The 18,514-nt window shown below is 61.6% G+C and carries 14 protein-coding genes and 1 pseudogene; 13 read left to right on the top strand and 2 right to left on the bottom strand.

The genetic code is table 11. From position 1 onward, the window contains the following. Window positions 1-19 precede the first annotated feature (19 nt). The 13 genes from ACOYXG_RS01420 (at window position 20) to ACOYXG_RS01480 (ending at window position 16,387) form a co-directional block, all read left to right on the top strand. Window positions 20-871, top strand: a complete 852-nt coding sequence (locus tag ACOYXG_RS01420; RefSeq protein ID WP_150750164.1) for an ABC transporter permease — start codon at window positions 20-22, stop codon at window positions 869-871. After that, the gene (locus ACOYXG_RS01425) at window positions 868-1,698 is read left to right on the top strand and encodes a quaternary amine ABC transporter ATP-binding protein (RefSeq protein WP_183783813.1); all 831 of its coding nucleotides are present in this window, start codon (window positions 868-870) and stop codon (window positions 1,696-1,698) included. The genes ACOYXG_RS01420 and ACOYXG_RS01425 overlap by 4 nt, the downstream gene beginning before the upstream one ends. A gap of 134 nt (window positions 1,699-1,832) precedes the next feature. Continuing rightward, a complete protein-coding gene (gene hutH, locus ACOYXG_RS01430; RefSeq protein WP_460355514.1) occupies window positions 1,833-3,356 on the top strand; it encodes a histidine ammonia-lyase in 1,524 nt (507 codons plus the stop codon). A 116-nt stretch (window positions 3,357-3,472) separates the two neighbouring features. Then, window positions 3,473-5,005: a histidine ammonia-lyase gene (gene hutH, locus ACOYXG_RS01435; protein WP_460355517.1), complete on the top strand. Its 1,533-nt coding sequence runs from the start codon at window positions 3,473-3,475 to the stop codon at window positions 5,003-5,005. Window positions 5,006-5,107: 102 nt separating this feature from the next. Further along, a complete protein-coding gene (gene hutI / locus ACOYXG_RS01440; protein WP_095137983.1) occupies window positions 5,108-6,313 on the top strand; it encodes an imidazolonepropionase in 1,206 nt (401 codons plus the stop codon). Between the two features lie 10 nt (window positions 6,314-6,323). Then, a complete protein-coding gene (gene hutG / locus ACOYXG_RS01445) occupies window positions 6,324-7,127 on the top strand; it encodes an N-formylglutamate deformylase (RefSeq protein WP_460355520.1) in 804 nt (267 codons plus the stop codon). Window positions 7,128-7,354: 227 nt separating this feature from the next. Then, window positions 7,355-8,326: a prolyl aminopeptidase gene (gene pip, locus ACOYXG_RS01450; RefSeq protein WP_003220824.1), complete on the top strand. Its 972-nt coding sequence runs from the start codon at window positions 7,355-7,357 to the stop codon at window positions 8,324-8,326. After that, window positions 8,323-8,760 carry a D-aminoacyl-tRNA deacylase gene (gene dtd, locus ACOYXG_RS01455; RefSeq protein WP_460355524.1) on the top strand — a complete coding sequence of 146 codons (438 nt, stop codon included), beginning with the start codon at window positions 8,323-8,325 and terminating at the stop codon, window positions 8,758-8,760. Before pip ends, dtd begins: the two co-directional genes overlap by 4 nt. A gap of 307 nt (window positions 8,761-9,067) precedes the next feature. Beyond that, window positions 9,068-10,852 carry a glucan biosynthesis protein G gene (locus ACOYXG_RS01460; protein ID WP_167734086.1) on the top strand — a complete coding sequence of 595 codons (1,785 nt, stop codon included), beginning with the start codon at window positions 9,068-9,070 and terminating at the stop codon, window positions 10,850-10,852. Then, on the top strand, window positions 10,845-13,415 hold the full coding sequence (gene mdoH, locus ACOYXG_RS01465; RefSeq protein WP_115988388.1) for a glucans biosynthesis glucosyltransferase MdoH: 2,571 nt from the start codon (window positions 10,845-10,847) through the stop codon (window positions 13,413-13,415). The genes ACOYXG_RS01460 and mdoH overlap by 8 nt, the downstream gene beginning before the upstream one ends. Window positions 13,416-13,773: 358 nt before the next feature. Then, entirely contained in the window at window positions 13,774-14,571 is a 798-nt protein-coding gene (locus tag ACOYXG_RS01470; RefSeq protein ID WP_003220833.1) for a transporter substrate-binding domain-containing protein, read from the top strand. A 129-nt stretch (window positions 14,572-14,700) separates the two neighbouring features. Next, on the top strand, window positions 14,701-15,660 hold the full coding sequence (locus ACOYXG_RS01475; RefSeq protein ID WP_027611292.1) for an amino acid ABC transporter permease: 960 nt from the start codon (window positions 14,701-14,703) through the stop codon (window positions 15,658-15,660). Then, window positions 15,653-16,387, top strand: a complete 735-nt coding sequence (locus ACOYXG_RS01480) for an amino acid ABC transporter ATP-binding protein (RefSeq protein ID WP_007961769.1) — start codon at window positions 15,653-15,655, stop codon at window positions 16,385-16,387. Before ACOYXG_RS01475 ends, ACOYXG_RS01480 begins: the two co-directional genes overlap by 8 nt. Before the next feature lie 146 nt (window positions 16,388-16,533). On the opposite strand, the gene ACOYXG_RS01485 is transcribed toward ACOYXG_RS01480, so the two are convergent. Then, entirely contained in the window at window positions 16,534-17,406 is an 873-nt protein-coding gene (locus ACOYXG_RS01485; RefSeq protein WP_371915146.1) for a methyl-accepting chemotaxis protein, read from the bottom strand. Next, window positions 17,389-18,450: pseudogene (locus ACOYXG_RS01490) on the bottom strand (methyl-accepting chemotaxis protein); the annotation flags it as partial. The gene ACOYXG_RS01485 and the pseudogene ACOYXG_RS01490, both read right to left, overlap by 18 nt. Between the last annotated feature and the right edge of the window lie 64 nt (window positions 18,451-18,514).

Raw genomic sequence — 18,514 nt, forward strand, 5'->3', positions numbered from 1 at the left:
TTCTGATTGAGAGCCGCTTATGTTTCCCGAAAGCTTTACCTTTTCCATCGCCGACTGGGTCAACGGTTGGGTCGATGCGCTGGTCACCAACTACGGCGATGTGTTCCGCCATATCTCCGACACCCTGCTGTGGGCCATCGTCAATCTTGAAGGCCTGCTGCGCGCCGCGCCGTGGTGGTTGATGCTGGCCATCGTCGGTGTCGTGGCCTGGCACGCAACGCGCAAGGTCGTGACCACCGCTGTCATCGTCGGTCTGCTGTTCCTCGTCGGTGCTGTCGGCCTGTGGGACAAACTCATGCAGACCCTGGCGCTGATGATGGTCGCGACGATCATTTCGGTGCTGATCGGCATTCCGCTGGGGATTCTCTCGGCGCGCAGCAACCGCCTGCGTTCGGTGCTGATGCCGCTGCTCGACATCATGCAGACCATGCCCAGCTTCGTGTACCTGATTCCGGTGCTGATGCTGTTCGGTCTGGGCAAGGTCCCGGCGATTTTCGCCACGGTGATCTACGCCGCGCCGCCGCTGATTCGCCTGACCGATCTGGGCATCCGCCAGGTCGATGGTGAAGTGATGGAAGCGATCAACGCTTTCGGTGCCAACCGCTGGCAGCAACTGTTCGGCGTGCAACTGCCGCTGGCCCTGCCGAGCATCATGGCCGGGATCAACCAGACCACCATGATGGCCCTGTCGATGGTGGTGATCGCGTCGATGATCGGCGCCCGTGGTTTGGGTGAAGACGTGCTGGTGGGGATTCAGACCCTCAACGTCGGACGCGGCCTCGAAGCCGGTCTGGCGATCGTGATTCTCGCAGTGGTCATCGACCGCATTACTCAGGCGTACGGTCGGCCACGGCATGAGGTGAGCAAATGAAAAACGCAACCGTGAGCAAGATCGAAGTCAAAAACGTCTTCAAGATTTTCGGCAACCGCGCCAAGGACGCACTGGCGATGGTCGGCCAGGGCAAGACCAAGGATCAGGTGCTGAACGAAACCGGTTGCGTGGTCGGGGTCAACGACCTGTCGCTGAGCATCGGCACTGGCGAGATCTTCGTGATCATGGGCCTGTCCGGTTCCGGCAAATCGACCCTGGTGCGCCACTTCAATCGCCTGATCGACCCCACCAGCGGCGCGATCCTGGTCGATGGGGTGGACATCCTGCAATACGACATGGAAGCGCTGCGCGAATTTCGCCGGCACAAGATCAGCATGGTGTTCCAGAGCTTCGGCCTGCTGCCGCACAAGACCGTGATCGAGAACGTCGCCTACGGCCTGAAAGTGCGCGGCGAGAGCAAACAACTGTGCGCTGAACGCGCGTTGCACTGGATCAACACCGTGGGCCTCAAAGGCTACGAAAACAAATATCCGCACCAACTTTCTGGTGGCATGCGCCAGCGCGTGGGCCTGGCCCGGGCACTGGCGGCCGACACCGACATCATCCTGATGGACGAAGCGTTCAGTGCGCTGGATCCGCTGATCCGCGCCGAGATGCAGGACCAGTTGCTGGAGCTGCAAAAGACCCTGCACAAGACCATCGTCTTCATCACTCACGACCTCGACGAGGCCGTGCGCATTGGCAACCGCATCGCGATTCTCAAGGACGGCCGCCTGATCCAGGTCGGCACGCCAAGAGAGATCCTGCATTCGCCGGCAGACGAGTATGTTGACCGGTTCGTGCAGCGGCGGGCGGCGGTGGTTTAGGTAGATTTGTGTTGGCTGGGCTGGCCTCTTCGCGAGCAGGCTCGCTCCCACAGGGGTACGCATTCCAAATGTGGGAGCGAGCCTGCTCGCGAAGGCGTCGGGAAAGCTGCATCAATGTTCGGATGAGGTTAAAGATGTCCCAGGCTGAAAAAATCATCATCACCGGCAGCCCCCTGCGTTGGCAGGACGTGGTCGCCGTCGCCCGTCACGGCGCGCAACTGGAGCTGTCGAGCGAGACCTGGGCGCGCATCGAAAACGCTCAGGCCATCGTCCAGCGCATCGTCGAAAGCGGCGAGCGTGCCTATGGTGTCAACACCGGTCTGGGTGGTCTGTCCAACGTCTCGCTGAAGGACGAACAGCTCAGCCAGCTCTCACGCAACACCCTGCTCAGCCACGCCTGCGGCGTCGGCCCGGTGCTGCCTGATGAGCAAACCCGGGCAATCATCTGCGCCGCAATCCACAACTACAGCCACGGCAAATCCGGCATTCACCGGCGGGTGGTCGAAGCGTTGCTGGCGCTGCTCAATCGCGGCATCACCCCGCAGGTTCCGTCGCAAGGTTCGGTGGGTTACCTGACGCACATGGCGCACATCGGCATCGCGCTGCTGGGCGTGGGCAATGTCAGCTATCGCGGGCAGATCACTTCCGCGCAACAGGCGCTGGCCGAAGAAGGCCTGCAACCGGTGCAGCTCGGGGCGAAGGACGGCTTGTGCCTGGTCAACGGCACGCCGTGCATGACCGGCCTCAGCTGTCTGGCGATTGCCGACGCGACGCGCTTGGTGCAATGGGCCGATGTGATCGGTGCCATGAGTTTCGAAGCGCAGCGCGGGCAGATCGCCGCGTTTGATGCCGAGATCATCGCGCTCAAGCCGCACCCCGGCATGCAACAGGTCGGTAGCAACCTGCGCGCCTTGCTCGATGGCAGTGAAGTAATCGCGACCAGCAAAGGCATTCGCACTCAGGATGCGCTGAGCATCCGTTCGATTCCGCAGGTGCACGGCGCTGCGCGCGATCAACTGGAACATGCGATCAAACAGGTCGAAGCCGAACTCAACGGCTGCACTGACAACCCGTTGCTGCTGGGCACGCCCGACAACTTCCGGGTGATGTCGCAGGCCAACCCGCACGGCCAGTCAGTGGCGATGGCGGCGGATCTGCTGGCGATTGCCATGGCTGAAATCGGCTCGATTGCCGAGCGCCGTCTCGATCGTCTGGTCAACCCGCACGTCAGCGGTCTGCCGGCGTTTCTGGTGGCCAATCCGGGAGTGAACTCCGGGATGATGATCGTGCAATACGTCGCCGCTTCGCTGTGTGCCGAGAACCGCCAGCTGGCGCAACCGGCAGTGCTCGACAACTACGTCACCTCGGGCCTGCAGGAAGACCACCTGAGCATGGGCACCAGCGCTGCGTTGAAGCTGCACCGCGCCCTGGAAAACTGCACGCAGATCCTCGCCATTGAGTACCTGTTGGCGGCGCAGGCCTTTGAATTCCTCAAGGAGCAGCGCTTTGGTGCGGGCACTGACCGGGCGTGGCGCCTGCTGCGCGAAAGCGTCCCGGCCTACGATCAGGATCGCTGGCTGGCGCCGGATATCGCCGCCGCCGCGAGCGTTCTGAAACACCCGAATTCGCTGCACAACGTATTACCGAATCTGCACTGACAACTACCCATACCAGCGTGCCAAGGCGCGGATCGTCCACAAGACGAGAAACGACGGATAACGGAATGCTCCGGAGCGACTGGTAGTTAATAACAATGTTCAAAAGGAGCATTTTAATGACTGCGCTGAACCTGATTCCCGGCCAACTGAGCCTGGCCCAACTGCGTGACGTCTATCAGCAACCGGTCAAGCTGACCCTCGACAACAGCGCTGCGGCGCAGATCGAGGCCAGCGTCGCTTGCGTCGAGCAGATCCTTGCCGAGAACCGCACTGCCTACGGCATCAACACCGGTTTCGGCCTGCTGGCTTCGACCCGCATCGCCAGCGAAGACCTGGAAAACCTGCAGCGTTCTCTGGTGCTGTCCCACGCCGCCGGCGTCGGCCAGCCGATCAGCGATGAGCTGGTGCGGCTGATAATGGTGCTCAAGGTCAACAGCCTCAGTCGTGGTTTTTCCGGCATCCGCCGCGTGGTGATCGACGCGCTGATCGCGCTGATCAACGCCGAGGTTTATCCGCATATTCCGCTCAAGGGTTCGGTGGGTGCATCCGGTGACCTCGCGCCATTGGCGCACATGTCGCTGGTGCTGCTGGGCGAAGGCAAGGCGCGCTACAAGGGCGAATGGATGGAAGCCACCGAAGCGCTGAACGTCGCCGGTCTGACCCCGCTGACCCTGGCGGCGAAAGAGGGTCTGGCGCTGCTCAACGGCACTCAGGTGTCCACGGCGTTTGCGCTGCGCGGTCTGTTTGAAGGTGAAGACCTGTTTGCCGGTGCGCTGGCTATTGGCGGTCTGACGGTTGAGGCGGTGCTCGGTTCGCGCTCGCCGTTCGACGCACGTATTCACGCCGCTCGTGGCCAGAAAGGCCAGATCGATGCTGCAGTCGCATATCGCGATCTGCTCGGCGAGCGCAGCGAAGTGTCCGATTCGCACCAGAACTGCGAGAAGGTTCAGGACCCGTACTCCTTGCGTTGCCAGCCACAAGTCATGGGCGCCTGCCTGACCCAGTTCCGTCAGGCCGCCGATGTGCTGGTGGTCGAAGCCAACGCGGTGTCCGACAACCCGTTGGTGTTCGCCGCTGAAGGCGATGTGATTTCCGGTGGCAACTTCCACGCCGAGCCGGTGGCCATGGCCGCCGACAACATGGCCTTGGCCATCGCTGAAATCGGCTCGCTGAGCGAACGCCGTATCTCGCTGATGATGGACAAGCACATGTCGCAACTGCCGCCGTTCCTGGTGGCCAATGGCGGGGTCAACTCCGGCTTCATGATCGCTCAGGTGACCGCCGCAGCACTGGCCAGCGAGAACAAGGCGCTGTCCCATCCGCATTCGGTCGACAGCCTGCCGACCTCGGCCAACCAGGAAGACCACGTGTCGATGGCTCCGGCCGCCGGCAAGCGCCTGTGGGAAATGGCCGAGAACACCCGCGGGATTCTCGCGGTGGAATGGCTGGCGGCGGTGCAGGGGCTGGACCTGCGCAACGGTCTGAAGACTTCGGCCAAGCTGGAGCAGGCCCGGGCGATTCTGCGCCGCGAAGTGCCGTTCTATGAGAAGGACCGCTTCTTTGCACCGGACATCAATGCGGCGACCGAGTTGCTGGCGTCGCGCTGCTTGAGCGAATTGGTTCCGGCGAAATTGCTGCCTAGCCTGTAATGGCCTCTTCGCGAGCAGGCTCGCTCCCACAGGAGAATGCATTTCAACTGTGGGAGCGAGCCTGCTCGCGAAATCGATTTTGAATACTGTGGAGACTAAGGGATGAAAACCCTCTGGCAACACTGCCACGTCGCAACCATGGCGCAGGGCGTCTACTCGATCATCGAGGATGCGGCCATTGTGACGTCCGGTGCGCACATCGAGTGGATCGGTCCGCGCAATCTGCTGCCGTCCGGTGAATACCCGGCGGTCAACGATCTGCAAGGCGCGTGGGTGACCCCGGGCCTGATCGACTGCCACACCCACACGGTGTTCGGCGGCAACCGAAGCGGCGAATTCGAGAAGCGTCTGCAAGGCGTCAGCTATGCCGAGATCGCGGCGCAGGGCGGCGGCATTGCCAGCACCGTGCGCGCCACCCGTGAAGCGAGCGAAGACGAGCTGTTCGCCAGCGCCGCCAAGCGTCTGAAAAGCCTGATGCGCGACGGCGTGACCACGGTCGAGATGAAGTCCGGCTACGGTCTCGATCTGGCCAGCGAACGCAAGATCCTGCGGGTCATTCGTCGCCTGGCCAAGGAGCTGCCGATCAGCGTGCGCAGTACCTGTCTGGCCGCCCACGCGCTGCCGCCGGAGTACAAGGATCGCGCTGACGACTACATCGAGCACATCTGCGCCGAGATGCTCCCGGCATTGGCCGCCGAAGGGCTGGTCGATGCGGTGGATGCGTTTTGCGAGTACCTGGCGTTCTCGCCGGAGCAGGTCGAGCGGGTGTTCATCACCGCACAAAAACTCGGCCTGCCGGTGAAGCTGCATGCCGAGCAATTGTCGTCGCTGCATGGCTCCAGTCTGGCCGCACGGTATCACGCGTTGTCTGCCGACCATCTGGAGTTCATGGACGAAGACGACGCCATCGCCATGGCCAAATCCGACACCGTCGCGGTGCTGCTGCCGGGTGCGTTCTACTTCCTGCGCGAAACCCAGTTGCCGCCGATGGACGCCCTGCGCAAACACAAGGTCAAGATCGCCATCGCCAGTGACCTCAACCCCGGCACCTCGCCGGCGCTGTCGTTGCGCCTGATGCTGAACATGGCCTGCACCTGCTTCCGCATGACCCCGGAAGAAGCCCTGGCCGGCGCGACCATTCACGCCGCGCAAGCGCTGGGCATGGCTGATACCCACGGTTCGCTGGAAGTCGGCAAGGTCGCGGATTTCGTCGCCTGGCACATCGATCGTCCGGCGGATCTGGCCTATTGGCTCGGTGGTGATCTGGACAAACGCGTCGTGCGTCACGGCGTCGAATCAAGTCTGTAGGAGAGCGGTTGTGGATAAGGTTCTGAGTTTCAAACAAGGTCGCGTACCGCTGCTGATCAGCATGCCGCATGCCGGCGTGCGCCTGACGCCAGCGGTCGAAGCCGGGCTGATCGCCGACGCGAAAAGCCTGCCGGACACCGACTGGCACATTCCGCAGCTCTATGACTTTGCCGAGGAACTGGGCGCCAGCACGTTGGCCGCCGAATACTCGCGGTTCGTCATCGACCTTAACCGTCCGTCCGATGACAAACCGTTGTATGCCGGCGCCACCACCGGGCTGTACCCGGCGACGCTGTTCGATGGCATTCCGCTGTTCCGCGAAGGGCACGAGCCCTCGAAAGCAGAGCGCGCGACCTATCTGGAACAGGTCTGGACGCCGTATCACCGCACCCTGCAACAAGAGCTGGCGCGGCTGAAGGCCGAGTTCGGCTATGCGCTGCTGTTCGACGCGCATTCGATCCGTTCGATCATCCCGCACCTGTTCGACGGCAAACTGCCGGATTTCAACCTTGGCACCTTCAACGGCGCCAGTTGCGATCCACAGCTTGCTGGACAGCTCGAAGCCATTTGCGCACGCCACGGCAACTTCAGCCACGTGCTCAACGGACGCTTCAAGGGCGGCCACATCACCCGCCATTACGGCAACCCCGCCGAGAACATCCACGCCGTGCAACTGGAGTTGTGCCAGAGCACCTACATGGAAGAGTTCGAACCGTTCCGCTACCGCGCCGATCTGGCAGAGCCGACGCGGGTGGTGCTCAAGGAGTTGCTGCAGGGCTATCTGGCCTGGGCAAAGTCGCACTACACCGCGTAACCCACTGTGGGAGCGGGCTTGCTCGCGAAGGCGGCGCGTCAGGCAACATATGCGTTGAATGACATAGCGCTTTCGCGAGCAAGCCCGCTCCCACAGGTTTTCTATGCAGCAGAAAAATTGTGACTGCGTACGGGCATGCTCATTGACGTAAATCGGGTTTATGATGCCGAACGGCAGAATAATAGAAGTCCCCCCAGGGATGACCTCGACCCCTTACGGAGCACGCAATGCAGACATTGTTTCCGCAGATCAAACCCCACGCCCGGCACGATCTGGCTGTCGATGACACCCACACGCTGTATGTCGACGAAAGCGGCTCGCCGGAAGGCTTGCCGGTGGTGTTCATCCACGGCGGCCCGGGTGCCGGTTGCGACGCGCAGAGCCGTCGCTATTTCGATCCGAACCTGTATCGCATTGTCACCTTCGACCAGCGCGGCTGCGGACGCTCCACCCCGCACGCCAGCCTGGAAAACAACACCACCTGGGATCTGGTCGCTGACCTTGAGCGTATCCGCAAGCACTTGGGCATTGATAAATGGGTGCTGTTCGGCGGTTCGTGGGGTTCGACTCTGGCGCTGGCCTACGCGCAAACCCACCCGGAGCGCGTACACGGTCTGATCCTGCGTGGGATCTTTCTCTGCCGTCCGCAGGAAATCGAGTGGTTCTATCAGGCCGGTGCCAGCCGTCTGTTTCCCGATTACTGGCAGGACTACATCGCGCCAATCCCGCTGGACGAGCGCGACGATCTGCTCAGCGCCTTCCACAAGCGTCTGGTCGGTAACGATCAGATTGCCCAGATGCACGCGGCCAAGGCCTGGTCTACGTGGGAAGGACGCACCGCGACCCTGCGCCCGAATCCGCTGGTGGTCGACCGTTTCTCCGAACCGCAGCGCGCCCTGTCGATCGCGCGGATCGAATGTCACTACTTCACCAACAACGCATTCCTCGAGCCAAATCAGCTGATCCGCGACATGGGCAAGATCGCTCATCTGCCGGGGGTGATCATTCACGGTCGCTACGACGTGATCTGCCCGCTGGACAACGCCTGGGAGCTGCATCAGGCCTGGCCGAACAGCGAGCTGCAGGTGATTCGTGACGCCGGTCACGCCGCCTCCGAACCGGGCATCACCGATGCGCTGGTGCGTGCCGCGAGCAACATGGCCCGTCGCTTGCTCGACCTGCCGCCCGAAGAAGCATGAAGGGGCTGTTACAGCGCGTGCGCGGTGCACGGGTCGAAGTCGCGGGAGAGACAGTCGGCGCGGTGGATCAGGGTTTGCTGGTGCTGGTGGCGATCGAACCCGACGATACCCGTACCAGCGCCGACAAACTTTTGCATAAGCTGCTTAACTATCGGGTATTCAGTGACGCCGAGGGCAAGATGAATCTGTCCCTGGCGGATGTAGGTGGCGGGTTGCTGCTGGTCTCTCAGTTCACCCTGGCCGCTGACACCAAGAGTGGGTTGCGCCCGAGTTTCTCGACCGCGGCCCCTCCGGCATTGGGCGAGGAATTGTTCGACTATCTATTCAACAAAGCGAAACAGATGCATGGCACTGTGGCATCAGGTAGATTCGGCGCGGATATGCAGGTGCACCTGGTCAACGATGGCCCGGTAACCTTCCTGTTACAGACATGAAAGCCCTTGAAACACCTTTTCAAGGGCTTTTCGACTGAAAACAGGCGTTTTTCGCGATAAATACTTTGTTACCCCTGATGCGTTGTCACGCGGGCTACTAGATAATCGCGCGCTATGGGGATCAGCGTTCGCTGTTCCATTTTTGACTTAGGTAGAGACTTGTCTGGATCCGATTGGGGAATCATTTTGCCCCAGCGGAGTCGGAACAATGCTCGCCAACCTGGCATATAGATAGCTGGCCGTTGGTTTTTTGATCTGTTTTCGGCGAGGGTTGCTCGTGATTGTTAGTCCCTGTAATGCAGCAAAAATGTCTGCCAAACGCATGCGAAGTGCCCTGGTAGCCGGCTCGGCGCTCCTGTGCCTGCTCAGCGCCGGCCAGCTTTGGGCGTTCAATCTTGACGATGTATCAGCCAAGGCTAAAGAGCTGGCCGGGCAGAAGTTCGAAGCCCCGCGCAGCAACCTGCCGAACGAATTCCGCGACATGAAGTTCGCGGATTATCAGAAAATCCGCTTCCTCACCGAAAAGGCTGAGTGGGCTGATCAGAAGACACCGTTCAAGCTGTCCTTCTATCACCAGGGCATGCACTTCGACACGCCGGTGAAAATCAACGAAATCACGGCGAACACCGTCGAAGAGATCAAATACGATCCGACCCGCTTCGATTTCGGCGACCTCAAGTTCGATCCGAAGGCCACTGAACAACTGGGCTACGCCGGTTTCCGTGTGCTGTACCCGATCAACAAGGCCGACAAACAAGACGAAATCATGACCATGCTCGGCGCGAGCTACTTCCGCGTCGTCGGCAAGGGTCACACTTACGGTCTGTCGGCCCGTGGTCTGGCGATCGACACCGCACTGCCGTCGGGCGAAGAATTCCCGCGTTTCCGCGAGTTCTGGATTCAGCAGCCGAAGCCGGGTGACAAGCATCTGGTGATCTTCGCCCTGCTTGATTCGCCGCGCGCCACCGGTGCCTATCGCCTGATCCTGCGTCCGGGCAGCGACACCATTGTCGACGTCAAGGCGCAGATGTTCCTGCGTGACAAGGTCGGCAAACTGGGCATCGCACCGTTGACCAGCATGTTCCTGTTCGGCGCCAACCAGCCGTCGAAAGTCCTCAACTACCGTCGTGAACTGCACGACTCCAGCGGTCTGTCGATCCATGCCGGCAACGGCGAGTGGATCTGGCGTCCGCTGAACAACCCGAAACACCTGGCCGTGAGCAACTTCAGCGTCGAGAACCCGCGTGGTTTCGGTCTGCTGCAGCGTGGCCGCGACTTCAGCCACTACGAAGACCTCGACGATCGCTACGACAAGCGCCCAAGCGCCTGGATCGAGCCGAAGGGCGAGTGGGGCAAGGGTACCGTTGATCTGGTAGAGATTCCGACCGCCGATGAAACCAACGACAACATCGTTGCGTTCTGGAGCCCGGAAACCATGCCGGAGCCAGGCAAGCCGCTGGACTTCGCCTACCGCCTGCACTGGACCATGGACGAAGCGGCGATTCACGCCCCCGACAGCGCCTGGGTCAAGCAGACCCTGCGCTCGACCGGTGACGTTAAGCAGTCGAACCTGATCCGTCAACCGGATGGCAGCGTCGCCTACCTGGTCGACTTCGAAGGTCCATCGTTGGCGGCTCTGGCCCCGGATGCCGACGTGCGCAGTCAGGTCAGCGTTGGCGATAACGCCGAACTGGTCGAGAACAGCGTGCGTTACAACCCGGAAACCAAGGGCTGGCGCCTGACCCTGCGCATGAAGATCAAGGACGCGAGCAAGTCCACCGAGATGCGGGCCGCCCTGGTACAGCCAGTGGTCACCGCTGATCTGGCCAAGTCTTCGGTACCGGCGTCGAACTCGTCGGTGGCCAAGGCGGACAAGGTCGCGGCCAAGCAACAAGAGAAAGACGAGAAGGAAGCCAAGGCAGCCGAGGCCAAACAGGCCGACGCCAAGCCAGCCGCAGATGCCAAGGACAAGGCCAACAAAGACGCCAAGCAGCCAGCGGCTGCGAACGCGGCCCCAGCCACACCGGAATCGGCACCGACTGAAGAAGTCCTGACCGAGACCTGGAGCTATCAGTTGCCTGCCGATGAGTAACTCTCAAGTACAGCCAGAGACTCTGTCCGAGTATCTGGCGCATCTGCCGATGACCGACGAGCAGCGCGCGGAACTCGCGGGCTGCCAGTCCTTCAGCGAACTGCACCAGCGTCTGTCGTCGCCGACGTTCGACGCGCCTGCCGAAGCCGCCCAGGCTTCGGTGGGCAAGCGCCTGACCCTGAGCACCGCCGAGGAGCTGGAAGAGGCGGAAATGCTGGTGCTCGACGCCAGCGGTCGGGTCAGCATGAAGGCGACTCCGCCGATCCGTCGGACCAAAGTCGTGCCGGAGCCTTGGCGCACCAATATTCTGGTGCGTGGCTGGCGCCGCCTGACCGGGCGCACCAACCCGCCGCAGCCGCCGAAGGACGAAAACGTCTTGCCGGCAGCGCGCTGGCGCACGGTTGGTTCGATTCGACGTTACATTCTGTTGCTGCTGATGCTCGGTCAGACCATCGTTGCCGGCTGGTACATGAAAGGCATCATGCCGTACCAGGGCTGGTCGTTCGTCGATCTGGACGAAGTGCTGCACCAGCCGCTGCTGCAAACCGCCACGCAAGTGCTGCCGTATGCGCTGCAGACCAGCATCCTGATCCTGTTCGGGATTCTGTTCTGCTGGGTCTCGGCCGGTTTCTGGACGGCACTGATGGGCTTCCTCGAGTTGCTCACCGGTCACGATAAATACCGTATCTCCGGCAAAAGTGCCGGCAACGAGCCGATTCCGAAAGACGCTCGTACCGCGCTGGTGATGCCGATCTGTAACGAAGACGTGCCCCGGGTATTCGCCGGTCTGCGCGCCACCTTCGAGTCGGTCGCCGCTACCGGTGATCTGGATCGCTTCGACTTCTTCGTCCTCAGCGACAGTAACGACACCGATATCTGCGTCGCCGAGCAGCAAGCCTGGCTGGACGTCTGCCGTGAAGCCAAGGGCTTCGGCAAGATCTTCTATCGCCGCCGTCGCCGCCGTGTGAAACGCAAGAGCGGCAACCTCGACGACTTCTGCCGTCGCTGGGGTGGTGACTACAAGTACATGGTCGTGCTCGACGCCGACTCGGTGATGAGCGGCGAGTGCCTGACCAGTCTGGTGCGCCTGATGGAAGCCACGCCGGACGCCGGGATCATCCAGACCGCGCCGCGAGCGTCGGGCATGGACACCCTGTATGCGCGCATGCAGCAGTTCGCTACCCGCGTGTACGGTCCGCTGTTCACCGCCGGTCTGCACTTCTGGCAGTTGGGTGAATCCCACTACTGGGGTCACAACGCGATCATCCGCATGAAGCCGTTCATCGACCACTGCGCCCTGGCGCCGTTGCCGGGTAAAGGTGCGTTCTCCGGTGCAATCCTGTCTCACGACTTCGTTGAAGCTGCGCTGATGCGCCGTGCCGGCTGGGGCGTGTGGATTGCCTACGATCTGCCGGGCAGCTACGAAGAACTGCCGCCGAACCTGCTCGACGAGCTCAAGCGTGACCGTCGCTGGTGCCACGGCAACCTGATGAACTTCCGCCTGTTCCTGGTCAAAGGTATGCACCCGGTGCACCGCGCAGTGTTCCTCACCGGCGTGATGTCGTACCTGTCGGCGCCGTTGTGGTTCTTCTTCCTGGTGCTGTCGACCGCGCTGCTGGCGGTGAACACACTGATGGAGCCGCAGTACTTCCTGGAACCGCGTCAGCTTTATCCGCTGTGGCCACAATGGCACCCGGACAAGGCGATCGCGCTGTTCTCGACCACTATCGTGCTGCTGTTCCTGCCGAAGCTTTTGAGCATCATCCTCATCTGGGCCAAGGGCGCGAAAGAGTTCGGCGGCAAGTTCAAGGTGACCCTGTCGATGCTGCTGGAGATGCTGTTCTCCATGCTGCTGGCGCCGGTACGGATGATTTTCCACACCCGTTTCGTGCTCGCCGCGTTCCTCGGCTGGGCCGCGACCTGGAACTCGCCGCAACGTGACGACGACTCCACGCCATGGAGCGAGGCGGTCAAGCGCCACGGTCCGCAGACCCTGCTGGGCTTCTGCTGGGCGCTGCTGGTGATCTGGCTGAACCCGAGCTTCCTGTGGTGGCTGGTGCCGATCGTCGGTTCGCTGATGCTGTCGATCCCGGTGTCGGTGATTTCCAGCCGTGTCGGTCTGGGCCTCAAATCCCGTGACGAGAGCCTGTTCCTCATCCCAGAGGAATACAATCCGCCACAGGCGCTGCTGGCGACCGATCAGTACACCCACGAGAACCGCTGGCACGCGCTGAACGACGGCTTCATCCGCGCCGTGGTCGATCCGCAGCAGAACGCCCTGGCGTGCTCGCTGGCGACCTCGCGTCACGGTCAGGCCGAGCCGATCGAGTGGCTGCGTCAGGAGCGTGTACGTCACGCCCTGAAGGCTGGCCCGGCGGCACTGAGCAACCACGATCGCCTGCAACTGCTGAGCGATCCGGTGGCCCTGGCGCGTCTGCACGAGCTGGTCTGGTCCGAAGATCACAAGGAATGGCTGGATGCCTGGCGCGCTTCGGTGAAAGCCGATCCGCATGCGCCGCTGCTGCCACTCAAGCCTGTGAGCTTGCAGGCGCAACCGGCCTGATGAAGAAACCCCGCTAACTAGCGGGGTTTTTTTATGGCGCTGAAAAGCCCCCTCACCCTAACCCTCTCCCGGAGGGAGAGGGGACTGACCGGATTGGATATTCGAGTTGCATCGACCTGAGAAATCGAGTCGAACTTAGCTTTCGAATATTTCCCCGATCGGCTCCCTTTCCCCCTCTCCCCTCTGGGGAGAGGGCTGGGGTGAGGGGTGGCCTTTGAATGTTAAACAAATCGTCCATAAAACCTTGTGCAAAAAATCGAGTGCGTTAGCATCCGTCCCCGAATTGGCGCACCCGGACAATCTTGTCCATTTCTGTCGGTTTTCGCGCCACAAACGCATTGGTTTTGGGGACTTGAAGATGAAGAAGTATCTGTCGATGCTGCTGGTCGGCGTCACGGCACTGGTTGCAGTCAATGCGGCGCACGCCGGTGCAATCGATGACGCGGTCAAGCGCGGCACGTTGAAAGTCGGTATGGATCCGACCTACATGCCGTTCGAAATGACCAACAAGCGCGGCGAGATCATCGGCTTCGAAGTCGACATCCTCAAAGCCATGTCCAAGGCCATGGGCGTCAAGCTGGAGCTGGTGTCCACCGGTTACGACGGGATCATCCCGGCCCTGATGACCGACAAGTTCGACATGATCGGCAGCGGCATGACCCTGACTCAGGAGCGCAACCTGCGCCTGAACTTCAGCGAACCGTTCATCGTGGTCGGCCAGACCCTGCTGATCCGCAAGGAGCTGGAAGGCACCATCAAGTCCTATAAAGACCTGAACACCGCCGACTATCGCATCACCTCCAAGCTCGGCACCACCGGTGAAATGGTTGCCAAGAAGCTGATCGCCAAGGCCAAGTACCACGGCTACGACAACGAGCAGGAAGCCGTGCTCGACGTGGTCAACGGCAAGGCCGACGCCTTCATCTACGACGCGCCGTACAACGTGGTCGCGGTGAACAAGGTCGGCGCCGGCAAACTGGTGTTCCTCGACAAGCCGTTCACCTACGAGCCGCTGGCCTTCGGTCTGAAGAAGGGTGATTACGACAGCATCAACTTCATCAACAACTTCCTGCACCAGATCCACGAAGACGGCACCTACGATCGCATCCATGACAAGTGGTTCAAGAGCACCGAGTGGCTCAAGGACATGGAATAACACTGGGTCAGTCAGACCGAGTCGCCCCATTCGCGAGCAGGCTCGCTCCCACATTGGAATGCATTTCCCTGTGGGAGCGAGCCTGCTCGCGAAGAGGCCCTCCATAGCAACAAAAATCCGGAACCTGCAATGAAACAGAAAAAAGCCCAATGGCCCTGGCACGTCCTGACCGTGCTGGTGCTGGTCGGCCTGGCGGGCGCGTTGTATTACGCCACGTCGCTGATGTCCTACGAATGGCGCTGGAATCGCGTGCCGCAGTATTTCGCCTATCAGGCCGAAGAATCCCAGCGTGCCACCGATATCTCCACCGTTACCGAGCTGGTACGCAAGGGCGGTAGCGCGCAGGTCACCCTGCGCAACGACGCCGGTGACGAGCAGCACCTGACCGTCGACGAAAACAGCCTGCAATTCGCTCAGGGCGACGATGTGGCTGAAGGTGACGTCGTGGGCGTGACCCGGCACTGGGCGGCAGGGCCGCTGCTGTGGGGCCTTTGGACCACGCTGTGGCTGTCGGTGGTGTCGGGCGTACTCGGTCTGCTGATCGGTCTCGTCACCGGGTTGTGCCGCCTGTCGAGCAACCCGACCCTGCGCGACCTGTCGAGCATCTACGTCGAACTGGTACGCGGCACGCCGCTGCTGGTGCAAATCTTCATTTTCTACTTCTTCATCGGCACGGTGATGAACCTGTCCCGCGAGTTCGCCGGGATCGCCGCGCTGTCGCTGTTTACCGGCGCCTACGTGGCCGAGATCATCCGTTCCGGGGTGCAGTCGATTGCCCGTGGCCAGAACGAAGCGGCGCGTTCGCTCGGTCTGAGCGCCGGCCAGTCGATGCGCCACGTGGTACTGCCGCAAGCATTTAAACGCGTACTGCCACCGCTGGCCGGGCAGTTCATCAGCCTGGTCAAGGACACCTCGCTGGTGTCGGTGATTGCGATTACCGAGCTGCTGAAAAGTGGTCGTGAAGTCATCACCACCTCGTTCTCGCCGTTCGAAATCCTGTTCTGTGTCGCCGGCCTGTACCTGTTGATCAACCTGCCGTTGTCGAAAATCGCCAGCCGGCTTGAGCGGAGGCTCGCGCAAAGTGATTGAAGTCCGCGATCTGGTAAAAGTCTTCGACACCCGTGGCCAGGTAGTCCGGGCGGTGGATAACGTCACCACATCTGTCGCCAAGGGCGAAGTGCTGGTGGTGATCGGCCCGTCGGGCTCGGGCAAATCGACCTTCCTGCGCTGCCTCAACGGCCTGGAAGAGTTCGACTCGGGCTCGGTGAGCATCGACGGCCTGCAACTGGCCGACCCGAAAACCGACGTCAACGCTTACCGCCGCGAAGTCGGCATGGTCTTTCAGCATTTCAACCTGTTCCCGCACATGACCGTGCTGGAAAACCTCTGTCTGGCGCAGAAAGTCGTGCGCAAGCGTGGGCAGAAGGAAAGTGAGGCCAAGGCCTTGGCGTTGCTGGAAAAGGTCGGTATTGCGCAGAAGGCTCGGGAATATCCATCACGCCTGTCCGGCGGCCAGCAACAGCGCGTGGCGATTGCCCGGGCGCTGGCGATGGACCCGAAAGTGATGCTGTTCGACGAACCGACTTCGGCCCTCGACCCGGAAATGGTCGGCGAAGTGCTGGATGTGATGAAGAACCTGGCCGTGGAAGGCATGACCATGGTCTGCGTCACCCACGAAATGGGTTTCGCCCGGGAAGTGGCGGATCGGGTGCTGTTCTTCGATCACGGCAAACTGCTGGAAGATGCTTCCCCGGCGGAGTTTTTTGATGCGCCGAAGGATCCGCGGGCTCAGGCTTTCCTGCGGCAGGTCTTGTAATTTCAGCGTCTCTCAGGACGCCTTCGCGAGCAGGCTCGCTCCCACAGTTGACCGAGTTGTCCAGGCGGACGCGGTCCAATGTGGGAGCGAGCCTGCTCGCGAAAGCATCACCTCGGTTCAGAGCGAACCGAGGTTTTCGGGTCACCTCAAACCTTGAACCGCCCCACCAGCATCTGCAGATGCGTCCCCAGCCGCGCCAGCTCAACACTCGACGCCGCCGTCTCTTCACTCGCCGCCGAGGTCTGATCCGACACATCCCGCACATTCAGCACGCTACGGTTGATCTCCTCGGCCACGGCACTCTGCTGCTCGGCTGCCGCTGCAATCTGCTGGTTCATCGCCTGAATCGCCGAGACGGTGCGGGTGATGCTTTCCAGTGAGCCACCGGCACGGCGGGTCAGTTCGACGCTGCTGTCGGTCAGGCTGCGGCTGTTGTCCATGATCGTTGCCACTTGCTGGGTGCCGTTCTGCAGGCCGACGATCAGCTCTTCGATCTCCTCGGTCGACTTCTGCGTGCGCTGGGCGAGGCTGCGCACTTCATCGGCAACCACCGCAAAACCACGCCCGGCCTCACCGGCACGCGCTGCTTCGATCGCGGCGTTGAGCGCCAGCAGGTTGGTTTGCTGGGCCACGGACTTGATCACGTCGAGCACGCTGCCGATCTTGTCGCTCTCGCGCTTGAGTTCGCCCATGGCTTCGGTGGAGTGGCCGACTTCGACGGCCAGACGCTCGATCTGCGCGATGGCTTCACCCACCACTTTGTCGCCTTCGCGGGCCTGCTGGTCGGCGGCCACAGCGGCTTCGGAAGCTTCCTCGGCGTTGCGCGCGACTTCCTGCACAGTGGCGGCCATTTCGTTCATGGCGGTGGCGACCTGATCGGTCTCGACTTTCTGATTGTTGACCCCGGCGCTGGTCTGCTCGGTGACCGCCGACAGTTCCTCGGCGGCGCTGGCAATCTGCGTGACGCCGTCGCTGATGCCACCGATCAACTCGCGCAGGCCTTGGGTCATGCTCTGCATCGAGCGCTGCAACTGGCCGAGTTCGTCGCGACGCTGTGACACCAGGTTGTGGGTCAAGTCGCCGGCAGCCACGCGCTCGGCGACCTTCAGGGTCTGATTCAGTGGAATGATGATCTGCCGGGTGATCGCCCACGCGGCCAGCAAACCGAAGGCCACGGCCAGCAGGGTGGCGATGATCAGCATGTTCTTGGCGTGCGCGGCATCGGTATCGCGCACCACGGTTTGTGATTCGGTGAGCTTCTTGCTGAGGTCGAGGAGGATGTCGCCCTGCGCCGTCATGGTTGCCCCGGCCTTGGCATTGTTCACCTGCGAGTCGCGGAACTGAGCGACCGCCGCGCGATAAGCCTTGATCGAGTCGGTGGCCTGTTGCAGGTTGGCGATGTGCTGTTCGGGCAGTTTCGCCGGCAGGCTGTCGAGGTTTTTCAGTGCATTGTCGATGGCGTCCAGCGCGGGCTGCTCCGCCTCGGCCTTGCCGCTGTAGGTATAGCCGCGCACCTGATAGCGCGCTTGCTGCAACAGTTTGCTCAGTTCGATCACGCTGTTGAATTGCGCGACGCTGTCACCCTGCAGCATGGATTTCTCGACTTCCGAGACTTTGGCCACGGCATTGTCGGCACTGGCGCCGAGCTTGCTGCGCGCATCCTCACGCTGCACGGTGGCCTGTGTCATGTCGGCGAAGGCACGTTTGTACTCGGCGACAGCGGCCAGTTGCTGATCGACCATGGCCGCATCTGAGGGCTGCTCGATCAGGTCACGCGCGGTTTGCAAGCCGCTGGCGAGTTTGGCCAGCAACTCGTTGACCGCGCCCGGGCCTTGTTCGCCACGACGCGCTTCATAGTCCAGACGCGCCAGGCGCAGGTCCTTGGTCAGCTCGTTGAGGCTGGAGATGAAGCCGAGCTTGTCGCCACGGCTGATGATGCCGCCCATGCCGGTCCAGCCGGTAAAGGTAATCAGCAGGGTGAGCAACAGCACCAGGCCGAAACCGATGCCCAGTTTGCGTTTGACGCTGACGTTCCCAAGATTCTCGGCTAACCAACGGTACATGCGACGACTCCCCTCGGACCACTAATTGGACTTATGGGGACTGTATCGGCTGGGTGAAGGCAAT

The organism is Pseudomonas sp. G3-39 (genome assembly GCF_054790485.1).

What these genes read in the sequence shown, in the direction of transcription:
- hutH (WP_460355514.1), top strand. Translation starts at nt 1,833, where the DNA reads ATGTCCCAGGCTGAAAAAATCATCATCACCGGCAGCCCCCTGCGTTGG.
- ACOYXG_RS01485 (WP_371915146.1), bottom strand. Translation starts at nt 17,406, where the DNA reads ATGCAGAGCATGACCCAAGGCCTGCGCGAGTTGATCGGTGGCATCAGC.
- ACOYXG_RS01460 (WP_167734086.1), top strand. Translation starts at nt 9,068, where the DNA reads ATGTCTGCCAAACGCATGCGAAGTGCCCTGGTAGCCGGCTCGGCGCTC.
- hutH (WP_460355517.1), top strand. Translation starts at nt 3,473, where the DNA reads ATGACTGCGCTGAACCTGATTCCCGGCCAACTGAGCCTGGCCCAACTG.
- hutI (WP_095137983.1), top strand. Translation starts at nt 5,108, where the DNA reads ATGAAAACCCTCTGGCAACACTGCCACGTCGCAACCATGGCGCAGGGC.
- ACOYXG_RS01425 (WP_183783813.1), top strand. Translation starts at nt 868, where the DNA reads ATGAAAAACGCAACCGTGAGCAAGATCGAAGTCAAAAACGTCTTCAAG.
- pip (WP_003220824.1), top strand. Translation starts at nt 7,355, where the DNA reads ATGCAGACATTGTTTCCGCAGATCAAACCCCACGCCCGGCACGATCTG.
- ACOYXG_RS01470 (WP_003220833.1), top strand. Translation starts at nt 13,774, where the DNA reads ATGAAGAAGTATCTGTCGATGCTGCTGGTCGGCGTCACGGCACTGGTT.
- mdoH (WP_115988388.1), top strand. Translation starts at nt 10,845, where the DNA reads ATGAGTAACTCTCAAGTACAGCCAGAGACTCTGTCCGAGTATCTGGCG.
- dtd (WP_460355524.1), top strand. Translation starts at nt 8,323, where the DNA reads ATGAAGGGGCTGTTACAGCGCGTGCGCGGTGCACGGGTCGAAGTCGCG.
- ACOYXG_RS01420 (WP_150750164.1), top strand. Translation starts at nt 20, where the DNA reads ATGTTTCCCGAAAGCTTTACCTTTTCCATCGCCGACTGGGTCAACGGT.
- ACOYXG_RS01475 (WP_027611292.1), top strand. Translation starts at nt 14,701, where the DNA reads ATGAAACAGAAAAAAGCCCAATGGCCCTGGCACGTCCTGACCGTGCTG.